Raw genomic sequence first — 18,662 nt, 5'->3', positions numbered from 1 at the left:
AATAAGAGCAATACATTAGCGGTGTGGATTACGAGGTTTGTAAAGTGATGTCCCGCTGGATTCAACCCATAAACTTGGCAGTCGAGCATATGCGATATCCAGGTCAGGGGGTGCCAATTACCTGCTCGTATTGAAGTGAATGCCCACTTTATTCCCTTAAATGTAAGACCAGCCTGTACATTGGGGTTATCCGTTATATATATCTCATCATCGTAGTTTAGAAACCCACAGCGAAGAACAGGCAAAAAGACAATGATGGTAACCGTCAACAGGATAACGCCAACAATACAAACCAGCCTTTGCTTTTCTCGATTACCTAAAGCACCGCGAACCATGATGGATAAGAAAGCGCTCATCTTTTTAGTTTACGAGCTACCTCGGCAATGAATTGAGGATTCGGATTGCCGCCGCAGTTCCTGCTCAAAGTTATTTGGTCCCATGCACCCTGGTAGTCGCCCTTGATATAAAGCGCAACTGCCAGGTTGTTATGAATCTCAGCATCGCCGGGTTTAAGCTCCGAAGCCTTGCGCAAATGTTCAATAGCCTCATCAAGCCTGCCGATATTTCCAAGAGACATTCCCAAACCCATCTGGACGTCTGGGTCATTTGGATTTATGCGAACCGCCTTCGAGAAATACATCACGGCTTCTTCCATCTCCCCTAGGCGCACAAGGGTCTTTCCTAAAGCTTTATATGCGTCCAGATAATCAGGAAGAATCATAACAGCCTTCCTAAAATGTTCTGCGGCCTCAACTTCCCTGCCTTGTGCCTCCAGCACAACACCAAGATTGTAGTGTGCCTTTGCATAGTTGGGCGTGATTTTGATAGCTTCTGTAAGATGGGCGGCAGCTTCATCTAGCTTGCCCTGGCCAGCCAATGAAACACCAAGATTGTTGTGTGCTTTATCGTAATCAGGCTTGATTTCTAAAGCTTTTCTAAATAGCTGAATAGCTTTTTCAAGCTCGTCTTGTTCGGCATATTCAAGACCAAGATTGTAGTAGGCTGCCGAACTTTGTGGGTTAACTTCAACCGCATGCTGAAAAAGCAGTGAGGTATTAGCCCAGTACCGACTTTGAAAAATTGTAAGCGTGCCGAGAACCACAAGCAGGATAATCGAGCAAGCTTTTACATTTCTCGTTGGTCGAATGCTTGCAAACCATGCAAGCGCAAGTGCTGGCCCAAGCATTGAGAAATACACATATCGGTCGGCAACTGTCGAATAGGTTTGGAAGGCAAAAGGAATGACCCCAGACACAGGGAGAATACCGATGACAAACACTGCCGCCGACGACCACAATCTTCGTTCTTTCAAACGCCATATTAAAATCCCCAAACCAACAGGAACAATCCATGCAACGTAAGCCCACCAATGTTCCAATACAACCTCTGGCCTTCGCCCATAATCTACGCCTAAAGAAATGGGAACAACAAGCTTGTAAAGATAAAACGAAAGCGCATCCCCCACAATAAACGGCCGCTTCCAAATTGGAGTGATATAAGCAGTATGGTCGCTCCCTTGTATGATGCTGGTCATTATTGTCCAAGGAACAGCAATCACAACTAAGGGCAGCAAATCACGGAAAGTTTGCCTTAAAGAACGCCCCATTTCCCACCAAGCGAACACCAACACCACGAACGGCACAATTACAGCGCTTGGCTTAGTGAGAAGAGCAAGGATATAAAACAACACCGCTAGTGCATAATGAACAAATGCTTTTCTTCCAAGCCCAGGCTCGCCTGAAATCTTTACATAAATAAGATATTGCCATACCGCTGCCAGTGAAAGAAGGCCACATAGCACATCTTTCATCCCGGTGACCCACGCAACGGATTCGACTTGCATTGGATGAAGAGCAAAGAAAAGCGCTCCAAGTACCGCCGCTAACTCTGCATGCTGAAAATTTGAACCTTCGGCTCCCTTGGGCTGCATTTCTTTTTGAATTTTTACACCTTTCCTTGAAGCAGGAGAGCGACCGATGTTAGAACTTGCCGAAGCCAAAAGCATTTTCAGCAAAATAAAAACAACTAGAACGCTAAGAACATGCAGAAGGAGATTAAAAGCATGGAATACGTGGGGATTGAATGCTTCCGCTCCACTCCTTCCAGGAACATAGGCAACGAGTGCCTGAAGTGCCCATATGGTGTACGTCAGGGGGATATACAAATGCTCGAATGGCTTCTGCCAAAAGTCAAGTATATTTTGAAATGTTACTGGCTTAAAATTTGGATTATCGTATATGTTAACGTTGTCATCCCAGGTAACAAACTTGTAGGTGACAACTGGAGAAAAGACAGCAATCGTAACCAAAGCTACCAATAGCCATGTTGGAAAACACCTTGGCTTCGTCTTCTTAGCCTTACGCATAGCGGACAATCCCCTTGCCTGTGTGAAACATATTTACTCCTCATTCAGCTGGCCAAGGATTAGCCATCCGTTGTGACAACGCCTGCACAAATGCAGGATTTACAGCATAACCATACCGCGTGCTTAGATGAACTTCTCGCCATGCTTCCGCATATTGCCCCTTCATTGCAAGAACAACTGCAATATTATAGTGCGCCTGGCCAAGACTGGGCTGTATGCGTATTGCCTCTTCATAATGTTCCAATGCTTCATCAATTTTCCCCTGGGAAGCATAAGCAAGTCCAAGGTTATTGTGAATATCTGCAGACTTAGGGTTCAAAGCCAGCGCCTTTTGATACACTTCAATCGCCTTATCAAATTTGCCTAGCATTGCAAAAGCAACACCGAGATTTAGAATAGTCCGCACATCTCTCGGATTGAGTTTTAAAGACTTCTCATATTCTGAAATTGCCCTATTAAAATCGCCCAGCTTTGCCAAAGCTAGACCCATATTCGTATGAGCAGCCGCATAGTCCGGATTGATTCTCAAAGCCTCTTTGAATTGCTCAATTGCTTCTCTCAGTTTGCCCTGCCCTACCAAAGCTGTCCCATAATTACTCCTAAACACTGCCGAACGAGGTTCACTTTTTAGTGCTTCCTTAAAATGTGATACTGCTTCATCGAAGCGCTTCATGTCTACAAGCGCAAGGCCAATATTATTGTGCGCCAAAGGAAAATCCGGCTTAATCTCGAGTGCTCGTCTATAATGTCGAATTGCCGAACTAATCTCGCCTTTATCAGCCAGTGCCAAGCCAAGATTATTATGCGCTAGCGCATTGTTTGACGTGCTAGCCAGGGTATGGGTAAATAGAGAAACGCTGTCCCTCCAATAACCAACCTGAATATAAGCGCACGTTATAAAAGAAAAAACAACCAAGCCTGCCGCAAATGGCAAAATTGAGGAAAGCCGAAATGAAATTAATGTCGAATCCCTTTTCTTCTTTTCGTCAGCTTCTCTGTTAACCACTGTGCATTTAACAAGGTCAGGGATTCCCCATGCAATCATCACAAAAAGCCCTATTAGCGGAATATATGTGTATCGGTCAGCCATCGCTTGTGCCCCAACCTGCACAATGCCTATTACGGGAACAAGCGTGCCAAGATACCAAAACCACCCAGTTGCTAAATATGGCTTGCCCCGCGATGCAATGATTACAATTGAAGTCACAGCTGCTAAAAATATACTAGCCCCTATGACCTGCCATGTTGGCAACATAGTGACCGGATGCGGATAGAAGACAGCCAGCTTCTGCGGCCAAATCATTTTACCGATATAGGCGACATATGCAACTAATGCATTCTCAATCCTTATGCCAAGTGGAAATTGCTCCGTTGAGGTCACAGCCCCGCCTTTTTGCTGAACGATGTATGTTACCGTACACGCTAGAGCGGAGAAGACAAACAACGGCAACTTTTCTGAAACTAGGGTTTTAATTTTACTCGTGGTTGAAGCAACTAACGAGCAATGACAAAGGCGAGTGCGACCGAGCGGCCAAAAATCAAGAAGAAGAAACACAAAGGGCAAAGTAACAAGCATAGGCTTGGCAAGGAGTCCCATAGCAAAAAATACTACAACCCAGAGGTAGGTTACAAATTTAGGGCATTGGACATATCGAATGTATGCCAACAGCGCCAACATACCAAAAACAGCTGCAAGAACGTCCTTGCGTTCAGCAACCCACACTACTGATTCTACATGAAGAGGATGGATACCAAAAAGCAACGCCACAAAAGCGCTTCTCCAAATAAAACCCGTCATTCGCGCAAAAGCTAGAAACAGGAGAATGGTAGCAATAGTGTGGAGAACGATGCTAGTGAAATGGTGCCCACCAGCTTTCAGTCCAAACAATTGGACGTCAAACATATGAGAAATCCAAGTTAGAGGATGCCAGTTAGCCGCATGAGTACTCGTAAATGCCCAGGCGACTCCGCGCCAAGTCAATCCCGCCAAAACCATGCCATTCTCGGTAACATAACGGTTGTCATCATAGTTGATAAAATTATGACCAACCGCGCGACCGAACACAATAATTATGGCAGTGGCAAGAAACAAGCAAATCCAAAGCTTAGATTGGCTAACCAAGAACTTTTCTTTCATTCGCAAAGAAATCGCTGTGAACTTAAGTAGCGCTGTTACTGAATGCAGAAATTATCCCAAAGCCAAGTATACTGCCCTTTGAGTCTAAGTGCAATAAGGATGGGAATTTGGAGATGACGGCTGATTAAAAGCACCTCTATTTCGGTTCGCGCATTTTTGCAGAGAGGCCACGGATAATTGCAGGATGAACAGGGATTCCGCGTTTCTTGCATTGCTGTACTTGGCGCCAAGCTTCAAGATAATTGCCTGAGTATAAGAGCGCCGCTGCAAGATTATTCTGCGCCTGTTGGTTCTGTGGGTTAGCCTCGACTGCCCGACGGTATTCGTCTATTGCTCCTTCGTAGTCATGGCGGCTGAAAAGCATATTCCCCAAATTATTGTGAGCTGCCGAATGATTAGGGTTTAAGCGAATTGTCTCACGATATTCCGCTTCTGCTTCGGCATCGCGTCCCATTGACTTGAGAACCAATCCCAGGTGGAAATGTCCGTCAGCAAAATTAGGCTGAAGTCTCAGAGATTGTCGAAACTCCGCTTCTGCGGCGGCAAGATTGCCCATTGCTGCGTGCAATCTACCTCTTAGCCAATGTGCAACCGGGTCATCCGGAGCTAGTCGAAGCAGTTCTTCGCAATGATAGACAGCCTCGTCAAACCTTTTGGCGTCTGCGAGCATCATCGCCAAGTTCCCATGGGCATCTGGGCTGTTTGGCTTGAGTTCTACCGCTTTTTGCAGGCACTCTATCGCTTCCTTGAGACGCCCTTGTTTCTCCAGTGCGACTCCGAGATTGTTGTACACCTTATCGCTCAGTGGGTTTATCTCCAAAGCCCTGTAGTAATGCCTGATGGCATCGTTGACGTTGCCACTAACTTCGAGTGCGATACCCAGATTGAGATGACCGGCGAAGTTATTTCTCGTTACAGCAAGAGTATGCGTAAAGAGAGTCTTAGAATTTTTCCAATATCCCACTTGAAACCAAGTGCATATACTTAAAGCAGTGATAGAAATACACGAAACCAGCGGAAGAACAGAGGAAAAAGATGATAAATAAGAGTCAACGCCTACCCGTTCACCCCCTTTTTCATTTCCTCGCCCAAGCGCAATTAGGTCTGGCAATCCCCACGCAACTACTATAAACAAGCCAATCAGCGGAACATAGGTAAAACGATCCGCCATTCCAAATGAACCAACTTGAATAATCCCTATTACAGGTATTAAAGTAATTACATACCAAAGCCATCCAACTACAAAATACGGGCGCTTTGCAGCAAGGCGAAAAGCCATCACCGTGATACCCATTAGCACTAGCGCCGATACAATAGCTTGCCAAATTGGAAGCTCATGACCTGGGTGTGGATAAAAGGCTGCTAATCCCCTAGGCCAAAACATCTTCAGAATATACTTCGCATAAGATAAGAAAGCATTTCCAATGCGGCTCCAAAGTGGCACATCGGCCAAGGTGCTCATGGCTCCACCTTTTCTTTGGGCAATAATGCTTATGACTCCAAATGCAATCGAGAGCACTAAAAGGGGTAGTTTCTCAAGTACGAGATTCCTAATTTTCCTATCGAAAAAGCTTTGCAAAGAATGCCAGGCAAGGTTTGTGCGGCGTAGGGGCCAATAATCGAAAAGGAGCAAGACAATTGGAAGCGTCATTAGCATTGATTTTGCTGTTAATCCGAAAAAGAAAAGCACCAGCACCAATAGATATCGCTTCACGCCTGGTTTCTCGACATAGAAAAGGTAAGCCCACATAGTAAGAATCCAGAAAAGCGTGCTGAGCACATCTTTTCTTTCCGAAATCCAGGCAACAGATTCGACATGTAGCGGATGTATTCCAAATAACGCCGCCACAAAGGCACTTTTCCAAATCGAGCGCGTAAATCTATCCATTACTATAAAAAGCAGGAAAACATTGGCGAGATGCAACAACAAGTTCACTAAATGGAAACCAAAAGGCCCGGGCCCAAAGATTTGTCTATCTATCAGGTAAGAAAGCCACACTAGAGGATGCCAAAAGCATTGATATAAAGTTGTAAGAGCCCACTTGATGCTTTGCCACTTTAACCCCAATTGGACGTGGTGGTTGTCGGTCACAAAGTAATCGTCATCATAATTGAGGAAGTCGCTAGTAAGTACTTGCCAAAAAACTGCAAAGGTAATTAGAACTAGCGCAGTTCCAATTAAATAGGGTAAGCGTTTGTCAAAAGATTTTTCCATGGCAGCAATTCATAAATTAAGGCTCGGGCATTTTTGAAGAGAGTGCCTTAATAAACTCTGGATGTGGCGTCATGCCATACTTCCGGCAAAGCTTAACTTCTTCCCAAGCGGCTGCATATTGACCTTTAAAGAAGTATGCAACTGCTAGATTATTATGAACTGGTGGGAAATCCGGCTTGAGCTTAATTACTTCAATATAATGGGCAATCCCCTCATCAATCCTCTGCATATCCACCAAAACAGCGCCCAGGTCGAGATGTGCCTCCGCATTAGTAGGGTTAAGGCGCACAACTTCTTCAAGATGTGGAAGTGCATCTTGCAGCCGTCCTCTCTCAATCAGCAAACGCGCTAGGTTGTAATGGGCGAGCTCAAGCTTGGGATCAAGGCGAACGGCTTCGGTCAGCTCTCGAATTGCATCATCCGGTCTTCCAACAAGAATTAACAAACGACCGAAATTTAGATGGGATGTCGCCGAACTCGGGTCAGCTTTTACTGCTTCCTCATATTTGTGCATTGCCTCAATCATTTGACCTTTTTGCTCGAGTATTCCCGCAATATTATTCAGCGCTGGTGCAAACCCAGGTCTTACCTTAAGTGCCGCTTGATATTCGCGCAAAGCCTCCTCTGTTTTGCCTTGTTCAGATAGAATGTTGCCAATATTTACGTGGGCCTCTGCATATCGCGGATTATCCCTCAAAGCAGCTCGGAAGTGCTTTATTGCTTCATCATGCCTTCCTGCCTCCATAAGGAAGAAACCCAAGTTGTTCTCCATTAAGTAATTGCCGCCAGTAATCTCAACCGCACGCCCAAATAGTGTGAAATTATCTTTCCAGTAGGATAATTGCCGCCATGTACACACCATAAGAGATAAAATAATGATGCAAGCACAGACTGGTAAAACTTGAGAATGGGTAATGGTTGATGCCTCGCCAGAAGCAATGACTCCTGCTTGGCATTCATTATCCGCGCATCTTTGTCCTTTCATCCCATATCTCTTTCCCAAGTACTCAACCAAATCCGGCACTCCCCAGGCGATTATTATGAAGAGACCTATCAGCGTAATATACGTATATCTATCAGCCATCGCTTGCATACCGACCTGGACTAAACCGAGAACAGGAACTAGCGTGCCAAGATACCAAAACCAACCCACCAAAAGATAGCGGCGGTTTGGGGCAGCTTTGATAACAAAAGCAGTAATTATGACAAGAAACAAAGTCGCTGCTACTACCTTCCAAATTTGGAGATTTAGCCCAGGATGTGGATAGAATATACTCAACTTATATGGAACTATCATCTTAGCAATGTAACCAACGTATGCTAACATTGCATTGCCAATTCGAGCAGAAAACGGAAATTGTTCCAAAGAACCAACAGCGCCACCGTGCTGTTGAGCAATATACGTGATGATGCAAGAAAATAAGGACAAGCCAAACAGAGGAATCTTCTCCAACAACAACCTTTTGCTTTTGCTTCTACCCAAAGAGTCTTTCAGCAACGAATAATAAGTGAAGTCAATTCTTCCAAGAGGCCAATAGTCTAGAAGAAGCAAGACGAATGGTAAAGTCACCAACATCGGCTTTGAAAGCAACCCTAACAAAAAGAAACCTACTACAAAGGCATATTTTTTTCTATCTGGCGCATTAACATATTGATTGTATGCCCAAATGGTAAGTAGCATAAAAAATGTGCTGAGCATGTCCTTTCGTTCCGCTACCCATGCCACCGATTCCACATGAAGCGGGTGTACGGCGAACAATGCTGCAACAAACGCACTACGCCACATTGATGCCGTTAACTGCATTAGCACAAAGAAAAGTAGAAAAACATTTGCCGCATGAAAGAACAGATTGATTAAATGGTGCAAGCCAGCTCTCTGCCCAAATAGTGTGCAGTCAAGCATGTGCGAAAGCCAAGTCAAAGGATGCCAGTTGAAGGCATACATCGAGGTAAAAGCCCATCCGATATCTTTAAAAGAAAGACCATCTCGGACTTGAGGATTGTCCTGAATATATTGCTTATCGTCATAGACAAACTGATAACCTAATACCCGGCTAAAAAGCGCAAGGGTTATAAGCACCAGAACTAAAGCGACCAGATATTCCCGCCGCATGCCAAGAGTTTTCTCCATATGCAGGGCTATCCTCCTGAAGACATAGATGAGAAAAGGAACACCGCTTCGGCAAAGTTATTTCAAGAGAAGAGGAGTCGCCGAACGGGTGGGTTGGTATTTTAAAGTATAGTGTAGGAATATCTGCTAGTCAACGTTTATTTAGGGGATAGCCAAATTGCATAGCAAGCATGCTTCCGAAACGCAAAAGTACCGGTTGTGCAAGAAAAGTTTAACAATCTGAGAATAAACTACTTCTTATGCTTTCCCTTGCTAGTCTTCTTATGCTTGGCCGGCTTGTTTTTTGGTGCAGGATCCTTCAGCTCTTCGTCAATTACAGAGCCACCCTTTTTGCCGGTCTGCTGACGCTTCTTCGCCATCTTTAAATTTCCTCCAGGAGTGTTGCTAATCCGCCTATACCCTACGCATGAGCGAATGAAACATGAAGCCACAATAAAACTTTCAAGTTTATTCCGTCTTTCAAAGATTTGTGAGAATCCTGAGGATTTCTCCAACGCTCCAAGCCTGAGCTATGCATCCGCCAGGGTTATGTGGAGGATCGCCATCAAAAAGTTCGCTAATGCTTCCAATACCCGCCTCACTGAGATGTTCCTTAAATGGTTGGAGAAGTTCCCTTACTCGGTTGCGATTCCGATATACGCGATAATGAGCGTCAGCAAACTGACCGAGAAGCCAAGGCCAGACAGTTCCTTGATGGTAAGCACTATCCCGCTCAAAAGGGCCGCCCGAATAAGCTCCACAATATTTTGGGTCTCTAGGAGATAAGGTACGTAGACCATATGGCGTGAGCAGTTCTCGCTCTACAACATCCACTACCAACTTCTGCTGATATGGATTTAGCGGCGAAAAAGGTAACGATACAGCCATGATTTGATTTGGTCTAAGTGAATCATCCGGTCTGCCCGAGCAATCAATCACGTCGTATAGATAATCTCCTTCACACCAGAATTTACTCTGGAAGCTTGAGGCGCACTTAGAAGCAAGTGATTCATATTCTTGAGCAGACTCTCCAACATATCCAGCCCAGCATGCCATCAGACAAAGCGCATTGTACCAAAGGGCATTGATCTCCACAGGTTTTCCAATACGCGGCGTGACAGGTTTGCCGTTCACGCGTGCATCCATCCATGTAACTTGACTTTGTCTTTCACCTGCGAAAAGAAGGCAATCGTCAGGGTCCATCCTAATACCAAACTTAGTCCCTTTAATGTGATTTTCGATTATCTGTTTTAAGGATGGGAACAAATAGTGAACAATCTCCATTTCGCCTGAGGCGACTGTATAGCGGTAGATTGCTTGAAAAAACCATAGAGTTGCATCAGCGGCGTTGTACTCAGCTTCACCCTCATCGGAAAATCTATTTGGAAGCATACCTTGATTAAGATAGTTTGCGCAGTCGAGCAAAATTTGCCTAGCAACGTCCAATCGCTTTGTTGAGAGAAGAAGCCCAGGCAGACTTATCATGGTGTCGCGGCCCCAATCGGTAAACCAATGGTAGCCAGCAATAATTGCATGCCTCTGACAATTCCTATTTGCGGATGGAAGCTTTGCTATAAATTGGTCAGCAGCTAGAATCAAATACCGTCGGAAATTACTCCTCTCGCCGCGAACCAAACACCGCCTTCGTTGCATTTCACGCTCAAATGCACCTTCAACAATTGGAAGGTTCTCTTCACACGTTGCCGCTAAAATAACTTGTTCACCTGGGGGAAGCCCTATTGTAAACAAGCCCGGCGTATAAAGGTCTTCCAAACAATCAAAACCGCGCGCACGCTCAAGCCTGTAAAGGTAATCCCAGTACCAATCCTCTTGATGTTTGAATTCCGCGCATTCACAAATCAACTTGAGCTTGTAAGGTGCTCGTGCCGACAAAACAGTAAGAACCCCATTTTCCCACCTTGAGTAATAGCTTGCTTTGCCTCTTTGGCATTCGTGGTATCCCCTAAACGCACAGAAAGGTTTAATCCTAAGTATAATCGGCTTTGGAGACTCAAGCAGTTCATAAAGTATGTAGACGGTATTCTGCCCATGCTCCATCCATATCCGCTTGCGAAGAACTAATCCTCCGGCACAATATTCGGCGGTGGGGATACCTAACTCAAGGCTAAAACCTTCAAGGAGCTTGTGTCCCTGAGGATAGATTGTTCCATCGCGGTATTCATTACAGCCAAGCATGTAAAATTGGCCATCAATTTCAATTTCTTCGTCAACTTTTGAGAAGAGCATTTGCCTGCCAAGTGGCGGTGGGAACGAGGCTAAGAGGAGACCGTGATATCGTCGAGTATTTGCCCAAGCTACTGTTGATGAAGCATAGCCGCCAATGCCATTTGTAACAAGCCATTCACGTGAGAAAGCAGAATCAACATCACGGAGAATGGATTTTGGTATACGAATCAACCTTCACTCCAGTAGGATTATTTCAATATATTCCAATTATCGGCGAGTGCTCAACATGCATAGAGGCAGGCATTACTCTACCACTTGCCGAATTGCAAAAAGATTTTCCTCCGGCGTCTCTGTAGGGATAGCGCACCCTGGTGTGAGGATAAAACCAACGGCACCTGCTTCTGCAACCGCACTTCGGCATTCGTCCATTACTTCGTCCGCTGTCTTGCCTAATATTTCCAATTCGTTTATTCCGCCGGCAATACAGCCTTGGTGGATTCCCCTTGCCTGCCTAAGACTAGGATATGTTGTTTGACTGCTCCAGTTAAGCACATGATTTGGAAGAGTATGAAGCAAATCAAACATAATATCAGTGCCGTGAATATGGAGAACGTTGAAAGTGCCTTTCTCCATCACTGTTTCAAGGATATAGCGGTCAAATGGCAAGAAAACCTCATGATACTCATCTTCTGACATCGTCGTAGTCTGCGCACCATCTAAAGCGTAAAATATCCCATCGCCGCCTTCCTCGATCCATGCAAGCGAATAGTCAGCAAGCGAAACTGCAATTGCTTCCAATGCATGGCGCACTACCGACGGGTTCGCGCGGTAATGCTCCAAGAACCGCTTGCCGCACAGCTTGTTTGCGGCAGCATAGGGGTTAAATATCGTATCAATAATTGGCATATCTACAACAAGTCCGCGACGGATTAATCTCAATGCCTCAAGCTGCTGTGCAAAATTTCCCTCTCTCGGAGGTAAAGGTTTGATCTTTGCCCAATCCTTTGGATTCTCTATCAAGGTCATGCCGGCAGGCAAATCAAGCTTTAGGTCATGCATTACTTTAAGGAAGTCAGGGTCGTATTTCCGTGCGAATGCCAGTTCGGCTTCTGCGAGAGGAGCACCAGAGGGATGTTCCAGGTGAAAATGGTACCAAAAGCTTACGGGCACGCGGTCGCTCTCACGTCCCTCTACTGCAGCCATTACCCTCTCGCGCTTGCTCTCCCTCATTTCAACCTCCCATACTAAACATTTGCTTTCATTGGCATACTTGTTGGTAATTCTTAAGGCTAAGTTTTGCCAAAATTCACAGGTCGAAATTACAATCAGTTGGTTACCCAAACTCCCTCAAAAACTACCCTGGCGGGGCCAGTAATATATATATCCTTTTGGTCTAGCCATTCGACATATAAAGTACCACCAGGTGATATAACATTTGCACTTTTGCCGACGGCTCCATGAACATTAGCAGCGACAAGCGCCGAGCATGCGCCTGTGCCACACCCCAAAGTCGCACCGACGCCACGCTCCCAAGTTCTTATTCTCAGCTCGCCTGCTTTATTTACAGACCACCATGTAACATTCACTCTTTTTGGAAAAATTGGGTGCGATTCGATTGCACGGCTGACAGCCGGCAATTCTTTCCAGAAAAAATCCAGCGGTGCCTGAATTACCGCATGCGGCGTTCCAATAGAAACACAGGTCACCAAATACACCTTTCCGCCTATCTCAAGCGGAAAATCTATCACTTCATTGATATCGGCATTCATAGGAATATCGGCAGCTCGAAGTGAAGGCTTTCCCATATTCACCTTAACATCGCCTGAGTTGTCCTCGCATTTGATTATCTCCGCTGTGCTAATTCCGCTCATGGTCTCAAACGTTAGCTTGTTTTTACCACTTATGCCGTTCGAGTATACATAAACAGCTGAACACCTGAGGCCGTTGCCACACATATCCTCTGTGCCGTCAGGGTTGAACATTCGGAAGCCAAAATCCGCCTTTGCTGAGGGCACAAGCACGAGCAAGCCATCTGCACCGACACCAAAATGCGCTTGGCACATTTGGACTGCAAGCATCGACCAGTCGAGTTCCAACTTATTAAGCGCATTTATGAGCACAAAATGGTTGCCAATAGCCTCGACTTTTGCAAACGGAATTTCAATCAATTAGGTTTGCCCTCCTCGAACCAACTCTTGCTGGGCGGTTACTTTTATTCCAAAAACACCATACTTTCCGGCTAGTAAAACCTTCTTTATACATAGATTCCAACTTTAATCACATGTCGTCTAAAACTACCACCTCTAATATAGCAAAATAAATCATGATATCAGGACTTGCTATTTACTATTTCCTCAAAGCGAAGGGTTGTCAACTCGACTATTCGGTCAAACCATTTCATTTCAGGGTCAACTAGCATGAGCCACCAAGCTGATGGCCGATGGTTCGTATAGCTTAAGCCTTGCGAAGTAAGTATTGCATTGCGCACCAATCTAAGCTTTGCTAGCTCGGCTTCTAACTCGATGGATTTCAGCTTCTCTCTATTTTCGTTTACTTCTTTGCTTTTTTCTAAAGACCTCACCATCTGCTTTAGGTCGAGATGCTTATCACGTGCCTTGACACCTTCTTTGTGCAAACGGTCAATCTCCATATCCAACTGGGCCCGCTTTTGCTGCTCCAAGCGAAGAGAAGATTTAAGTTGTTCAACTTCCTCACCATCAGTAATCCCCTGCAAATCAAGCTCAATGAGTCTATCCTGCAGAGGCTTGATTGCACTGCGAAAATGCTCACCCTTCTTAACTTCAAGCCGCTGAGCCTCCTGTTTTAACTGGTGGCTGAGGTCTCGGAGTCGAACGGATTCTTTTTTTAGCGGTTCCGTGTTTTGCGAGAGTTCCCTTAGGGCAGAATATGCTTTGCGGTATTCTATAAGCTTCTTATCCCACGGCTCTCCTATATGCTCAGCAAGAAAATTAAGCAAGCCCTCAGTAGTATTAATTATCTCAATTTGCCGAATGAGATTTTTCTGAGCAAGTACTACATCACGCCAAGATTTTGCGAAGTCCTCCGAGCTAATTTCCTCACACCCAAAGGCTGCCGCTAGATGTTCTGGCAATCTAAATGTAACTTTGGAAACTCCAACAGCATCCCACGCACTATAGTCCAACCGCAAAATAGGATGGAATGGCAAACTGACACCACGCTCTTTCATAAGGCTGGCCATCTTCTCACACCGCCAAACATAGGCTGAGGCTTCCTCATTCAAAACAAAGATGAACTCACTTGCAATCATTAAGACAAGAGTAACTGCCTTGCCAATTAGTGCATTGTTTGGCCCAAGGTTTTCCTCCACAAGCTTAGAAAGCTTTTCTAGAGTAAGCTGGGAACCTTCGTAAGCTAAGTGTATTGGTTCAGGAGTATCAATTACGACTTCGCCATCCCGCAGACATACCGTGCCACGCCCCACACGTGGAATCACAAGGTCGAAGGGTATAGCACCTTCGGGAAATTTATCCAGCGTGTAGATATCCGAACCCTCGATAGCCAAGTCATAAGCTTCTTGGCATGCACTTCGGGTTCGAGGGTCCAAAAACATTCGCACCAGATTAAATCTGGGAAGTCCCGAAGTCTCGCTGTTAAACCTAAAAAGCTCTGTAGATGCTGTGGTTTCAAGATTTTTGGGCGGCTTTCGTAAAAGCCTTTCATAAAACAACGGCAGAAAGTCACGATACATGTCCGTGATTGAAGCATCGGGGTGGGATTTAGCATAATCCCGCACATCTGCAATTAACTTTTCCGCCACAGCACTAGCCCTTGAAGCATATTCAGCCGAAAGATGGTCTAAACTACCATTGACTCCCCACTGTAGCAAATCAATTAATGGGTCAAGTACCTGTTGCAAAGGAATACAACATGCAATCTCATCGGAGCTTCCAACATATGCAAGCCCACGCCATCCCCAAGCTTCAGTTATTTCATCAAGAAACGCCTGACGCCCTCCAGGATTATTACGAACAGCTATTTCGATTTGCACGCCATGCTGGGTGAGGAGTTCGCGCGTGGGAATTGTCTCGCTGCCAAAAAGTCTGGAAATCTCGCCTGTAGCAACCCACAGGTCCCGCGTACTCCCGTCGTTATGCGGAAGGATCATCCAACCATTCGAAAGTGGCGCAGTCGGTGGAACTTTAGAAAAATAATCCGCATCATGAATTCCCACAAGCATTTTTACGTCGGGGCAATACTGGTCCAGAAGGCTTCGAAGAACCGCCTTCATTGGCTCATCCCAATAAACAGTCTGCCCTAACGCTACTAGCGTAATGCCTGGAAATTCCGAACACAAGCGCTTGAATATGTTATCGCGACAATCTCGGTGGTGCTGCATTATCAAATGTCACGCTGAAGTTTTACAAGGTGGACAACGCCTCAAATAATACCATAACCGCTACCCTTGGTCAATCAAACCCCTACTTGCATTTACGGTACAATTAGCTTCGGAACGAAATTTAATATATCAGCTGAGACTATGTGATAACGCACTCCAGCTACTTCGCCCTCTATCCACCCTCCTAAGCCAATATGAACGTGGCCATATACGAGTATATCCACATGGTGGCGCGATAGCATTTCTGCAAACTCATTAGGACGAAGGTGTTCATCAAACGGCGGAAAGTGAAGCATTGCAATCTTGAGGCTTACTGTATCGGGAATGGAAAGCAAACCTTGTTCAAGATAATTTAGTTCTCGACGGAGAATACGTTCGCTTTGCTGTTCTGTTATTGGCACTCGACCACCCGCCGAAGGATGGCGAGTGACTGTTTGTTGGTAATTGTCGGATGATGAAGTTTCGAATTTATCATCAGCCGTTGCTGCTCGACTATTTTCAACAAAATCTTTTTCCCTTTCAAAATTTCTACTCTCCCAATCCACACGCCAGCCGCGCGTCCCAGTTATGCCGATGTTGTCAAGAACAATTGATGTACCCTGGATAAAAATTAGATTTCTATTAACTTCTCTTTGAATGCGGTTGGTTGCACGCCTCTGCCACCAGTAATCATGATTCCCACGGATAAGAACTTTAGTCCCAGGAAGGTCGGCTAAGAAGTTCAAATCTGGCATGGCTTCGGGAAGCTTCATAGCCCATGAGATATCACCTGGGATGAGCACAATGTCCTTATCTTTTATTGAAGCTATCCAGTTTCTGCGAATTGTATTAGCGTGGTCTGCCCAAGCTGGTCCAAAGATATCCATTGGCTTTGGCTTTGAAAGCGAAAGATGAAGATCTGATATTGCGAAAATAGCCATTTAAGCCTCACCTAATAGGTTTTTAGCCAAAACGAAATAGTTTTCCTCAAGATTAAGTGAATTAAATAAGAGGAAGGTTATTGGAAAAGAAGAGCCCCAAAAAACGGCATTTTGACATGCAAAGCCTCTAATTATAAATAAAAAATGGCCCAGCCGACTAAAAAGAAATTTCTGCCGGCTGGGCCATTTAGCTATCTATTTTATTTTTGCAACCATTTTCCAGTGTACACTATGCCTAAGGCATGGTCACCACCAATGTTTGCATACTTGAAACGCCAGTGCGCGTTGTGATTGTAGCCGAGTGCCCAGACAAAGTTCTCATCCGTGTTTCCAGGAGTCATCAGAGCGCTTGGAGAGTATTCGGCAGCAACGACAAAAGTTTTTGACAAAGGAAGCAAAAATCCGCCAAATACACCATTGAGAGCCTTTGTTCCCGCCAACAAGTGGAGCGTGGCAGGGTATTTTAGGCCAATTGGTACAGTCTTGTATATGCCAGCAAAAGCAGACTCTTCATGATTTACATGGTCCTCTGAATCATACCAATTGAGCACGCCCATTCCGTAGCCAGGCATATCCTCTGTTTCCCTGGCAACGGTCCATGAGAGACTCACTTGGGTATTGTTTGCTCTCCATGAAAGTGGATTCAGATTGTCTGAAGGGGTAGCACCACTGATGACGGATATTTCAAACCCCTTGAATACCGTTCCATCAAACTTATAGCATGGCAACCACTTGTCATGGGTCGGAGCAGTAGCCGGCGCGCTTTCGTTGAGTGGAGCGGCAATCTCGAGTCTGTACATTCCATCTGGCAAAGTCTCGGCCGTTGGAATGCAAATTAGTCTGTATGCAAATGCGGTGCCTGCCGCTATGAGCAACACCAGGGCAAATACAACTACCCTAAACGTTCTTACCACTTAAGTGCCTCCTTCTTGAATTGCTTTGCTGAAAAAGATAGTAATAAACATAATTCAGTTCTCTCCACTAACCACCTCCTGCCCGGTTCAGAGTCTCTTAAAGTGGACTCTTATACCTTAAAATAGTTAGATTTTTGCTCGTTCATCGCACTCGTCTTGCTTTTTACTCCGATGCTTTTGAGTCTCCTTGGCTCTTGCGAGTCGCATATACGCTAAATTCCTAAAGCCGACCGAGTATAGCGTCAAAAGAACCTTGCGACCCCTATATCGTGGCGTATCTTTTAAGAAAAGCCTAGACAATCAATCATTGAGCCAACGCTAGTTCTAATGAGCTATATTCTACTTGCACCAAAGGCAAGTAGTATATAGCTCGGCAGGTGTGTTTCGATAACTTTATTTCTCTCCAGCCGAAAATCCTCCTTTTAAGCTTTTTAAGAAAAAGTTTTTCAAAAATTAGGGTAAAAACTATACTTTAGTTGATAGACTATCTTAATCTACTAAAGGTATAATCAAACCAAGGAGGCGATAAAATGCAAAAAGTTTTGACGATTGCACACAGAGGTTTTTCAGCCATTGCACCCGAGAACACACTCGCTGCTTTTAAAAGGGCTCTTGAACTTAAGCCCGACCTAATTGAGTGTGACGTTCGCCGCACCAAAGATGGCAAAATTGTTATCATCCACGACGCCACAGTCGACCGAACAACGAACGGTACCGGTAGAGTAGCCGACATGACCCTTGAGGAGCTTCGGCGGCTTGACGCTGGAAGCTGGTTTGGAACCCAATATGCAGGAGAACGACTACCGACTCTGGAGGAGTTTCTCGACCTACCATGGGGAGAAACGCAACCAATCATTGAGATAAAGGAGCAAAGTTTGGAAGATGACGTCGTTGCCTTAGTACAACAAAGGGGCATGTCTGCACGCACCGCGATATGTTCATTTCACCACAAGATTGGACTTCGCCTAAAAGAACTCGACCGTTTGATTCGATTTTCCCCGCTAATCAGCAGCCAAACGGAGATTTCAGGGGATGAAGCGGTACGACTTGCTGATGAAGCAGCAGCTGTTAACGGGTGGGTTTTTGGCGTAAATTACACTGCTATTACTCCCGATCTTGTAAAAGCTACCCATGCCGCAAATATGTTAATGGAAGCCTGGACAGTAGACGATGAAGAAAACATCCGTCGAATGGTTACCATGGGCGTAGATGTTATTGCCAGCAACCGGTTAGATCTTCTTTTGCAAGTGCTGGCAGAGATGGGAGTACGCAACAAGTAATCCAATGACCGTTTTTTGGCGTATAGAATAGGAGTTTAACCTCTGCCGCCTCGAATATTGTTGGCGCCTATGATATAATCAGCTCAACTTGGGTGCATATTTCCGCCCCTTGGCGGCTTATAAAGTTAATAAGAAGTTTATGCATTAATAATGGAG

The 18,662-nt window shown here is 45.2% G+C and carries 13 protein-coding genes; 1 reads left to right on the top strand and 12 read right to left on the bottom strand.

The window, feature by feature from the left end:
- From QHH26_13100 to QHH26_13045, 12 genes are all read right to left on the bottom strand, one after another.
- A partial coding sequence (locus QHH26_13100; GenBank protein ID MDH7482894.1) for a hypothetical protein occupies positions 1-356 on the bottom strand: 356 nt, incomplete at its 3' end.
- Positions 353-2,365, bottom strand: a complete 2,013-nt coding sequence (locus QHH26_13095; protein ID MDH7482893.1) for a tetratricopeptide repeat protein — start codon at positions 2,363-2,365, stop codon at positions 353-355. The genes QHH26_13095 and QHH26_13100, both read right to left, overlap by 4 nt.
- A 40-nt stretch (positions 2,366-2,405) precedes the next feature.
- The gene (locus QHH26_13090) at positions 2,406-4,502 is read right to left on the bottom strand and encodes a tetratricopeptide repeat protein (protein MDH7482892.1); all 2,097 of its coding nucleotides are present in this window, start codon (positions 4,500-4,502) and stop codon (positions 2,406-2,408) included.
- Positions 4,503-4,638: 136 nt separating this feature from the next.
- Positions 4,639-6,717, bottom strand: coding sequence for a tetratricopeptide repeat protein (locus QHH26_13085; protein MDH7482891.1), 2,079 nt, complete (start codon positions 6,715-6,717; stop codon positions 4,639-4,641).
- Between the two features lie 16 nt (positions 6,718-6,733).
- Positions 6,734-8,848 carry a tetratricopeptide repeat protein gene (locus QHH26_13080; GenBank protein MDH7482890.1) on the bottom strand — a complete coding sequence of 705 codons (2,115 nt, stop codon included), beginning with the start codon at positions 8,846-8,848 and terminating at the stop codon, positions 6,734-6,736.
- A 230-nt stretch (positions 8,849-9,078) separates the two neighbouring features.
- The gene (locus QHH26_13075) at positions 9,079-9,207 is read right to left on the bottom strand and encodes a hypothetical protein (protein MDH7482889.1); all 129 of its coding nucleotides are present in this window, start codon (positions 9,205-9,207) and stop codon (positions 9,079-9,081) included.
- A 100-nt stretch (positions 9,208-9,307) separates the two neighbouring features.
- The gene (locus tag QHH26_13070) at positions 9,308-11,245 is read right to left on the bottom strand and encodes an amylo-alpha-1,6-glucosidase (protein MDH7482888.1); all 1,938 of its coding nucleotides are present in this window, start codon (positions 11,243-11,245) and stop codon (positions 9,308-9,310) included.
- Between the two features lie 72 nt (positions 11,246-11,317).
- On the bottom strand, positions 11,318-12,244 hold the full coding sequence (locus QHH26_13065; GenBank protein MDH7482887.1) for a uroporphyrinogen decarboxylase family protein: 927 nt from the start codon (positions 12,242-12,244) through the stop codon (positions 11,318-11,320).
- A gap of 95 nt (positions 12,245-12,339) precedes the next feature.
- Positions 12,340-13,182: a diaminopimelate epimerase gene (gene dapF / locus QHH26_13060; GenBank protein MDH7482886.1), complete on the bottom strand. Its 843-nt coding sequence runs from the start codon at positions 13,180-13,182 to the stop codon at positions 12,340-12,342.
- Between the two features lie 161 nt (positions 13,183-13,343).
- On the bottom strand, positions 13,344-15,284 hold the full coding sequence (locus tag QHH26_13055) for a hypothetical protein (protein MDH7482885.1): 1,941 nt from the start codon (positions 15,282-15,284) through the stop codon (positions 13,344-13,346).
- 200 nt (positions 15,285-15,484) lie between these two features.
- Positions 15,485-16,312, bottom strand: coding sequence for a metallophosphoesterase (locus tag QHH26_13050; GenBank protein ID MDH7482884.1), 828 nt, complete (start codon positions 16,310-16,312; stop codon positions 15,485-15,487).
- A gap of 200 nt (positions 16,313-16,512) precedes the next feature.
- Entirely contained in the window at positions 16,513-17,226 is a 714-nt protein-coding gene (locus QHH26_13045) for a hypothetical protein (GenBank protein MDH7482883.1), read from the bottom strand.
- 530 nt (positions 17,227-17,756) lie between these two features.
- Between QHH26_13045 and QHH26_13040 the strand changes: the two genes are divergently transcribed.
- Positions 17,757-18,506: a glycerophosphodiester phosphodiesterase family protein gene (locus QHH26_13040; GenBank protein MDH7482882.1), complete on the top strand. Its 750-nt coding sequence runs from the start codon at positions 17,757-17,759 to the stop codon at positions 18,504-18,506.
- The last annotated feature ends 156 nt before the right edge of the window (positions 18,507-18,662 follow it).

It is taken from the genome of Armatimonadota bacterium, assembly GCA_029907255.1.
Taxonomy (GTDB): domain Bacteria; phylum Armatimonadota; class UBA5829; order DTJY01; family DTJY01; genus JAIMAU01.
The sequence above is the reverse complement of the archived record's forward strand: the minus strand, read 5'-3'. Positions and strand labels throughout refer to the sequence as shown.

What these genes read in the sequence shown, in the direction of transcription:
- QHH26_13095 (MDH7482893.1), bottom strand. Translation starts at nt 2,365, where the DNA reads ATGCGTAAGGCTAAGAAGACGAAGCCAAGGTGTTTTCCAACATGGCTA.
- QHH26_13090 (MDH7482892.1), bottom strand. Translation starts at nt 4,502, where the DNA reads ATGAAAGAAAAGTTCTTGGTTAGCCAATCTAAGCTTTGGATTTGCTTG.
- QHH26_13085 (MDH7482891.1), bottom strand. Translation starts at nt 6,717, where the DNA reads ATGGAAAAATCTTTTGACAAACGCTTACCCTATTTAATTGGAACTGCG.
- QHH26_13080 (MDH7482890.1), bottom strand. Translation starts at nt 8,848, where the DNA reads ATGGAGAAAACTCTTGGCATGCGGCGGGAATATCTGGTCGCTTTAGTT.
- QHH26_13075 (MDH7482889.1), bottom strand. Translation starts at nt 9,207, where the DNA reads ATGGCGAAGAAGCGTCAGCAGACCGGCAAAAAGGGTGGCTCTGTAATT.
- QHH26_13065 (MDH7482887.1), bottom strand. Translation starts at nt 12,244, where the DNA reads ATGAGGGAGAGCAAGCGCGAGAGGGTAATGGCTGCAGTAGAGGGACGT.
- QHH26_13055 (MDH7482885.1), bottom strand. Translation starts at nt 15,284, where the DNA reads ATGAAGGCGGTTCTTCGAAGCCTTCTGGACCAGTATTGCCCCGACGTA.
- QHH26_13050 (MDH7482884.1), bottom strand. Translation starts at nt 16,312, where the DNA reads ATGGCTATTTTCGCAATATCAGATCTTCATCTTTCGCTTTCAAAGCCA.
- QHH26_13040 (MDH7482882.1), top strand. Translation starts at nt 17,757, where the DNA reads ATGCAAAAAGTTTTGACGATTGCACACAGAGGTTTTTCAGCCATTGCA.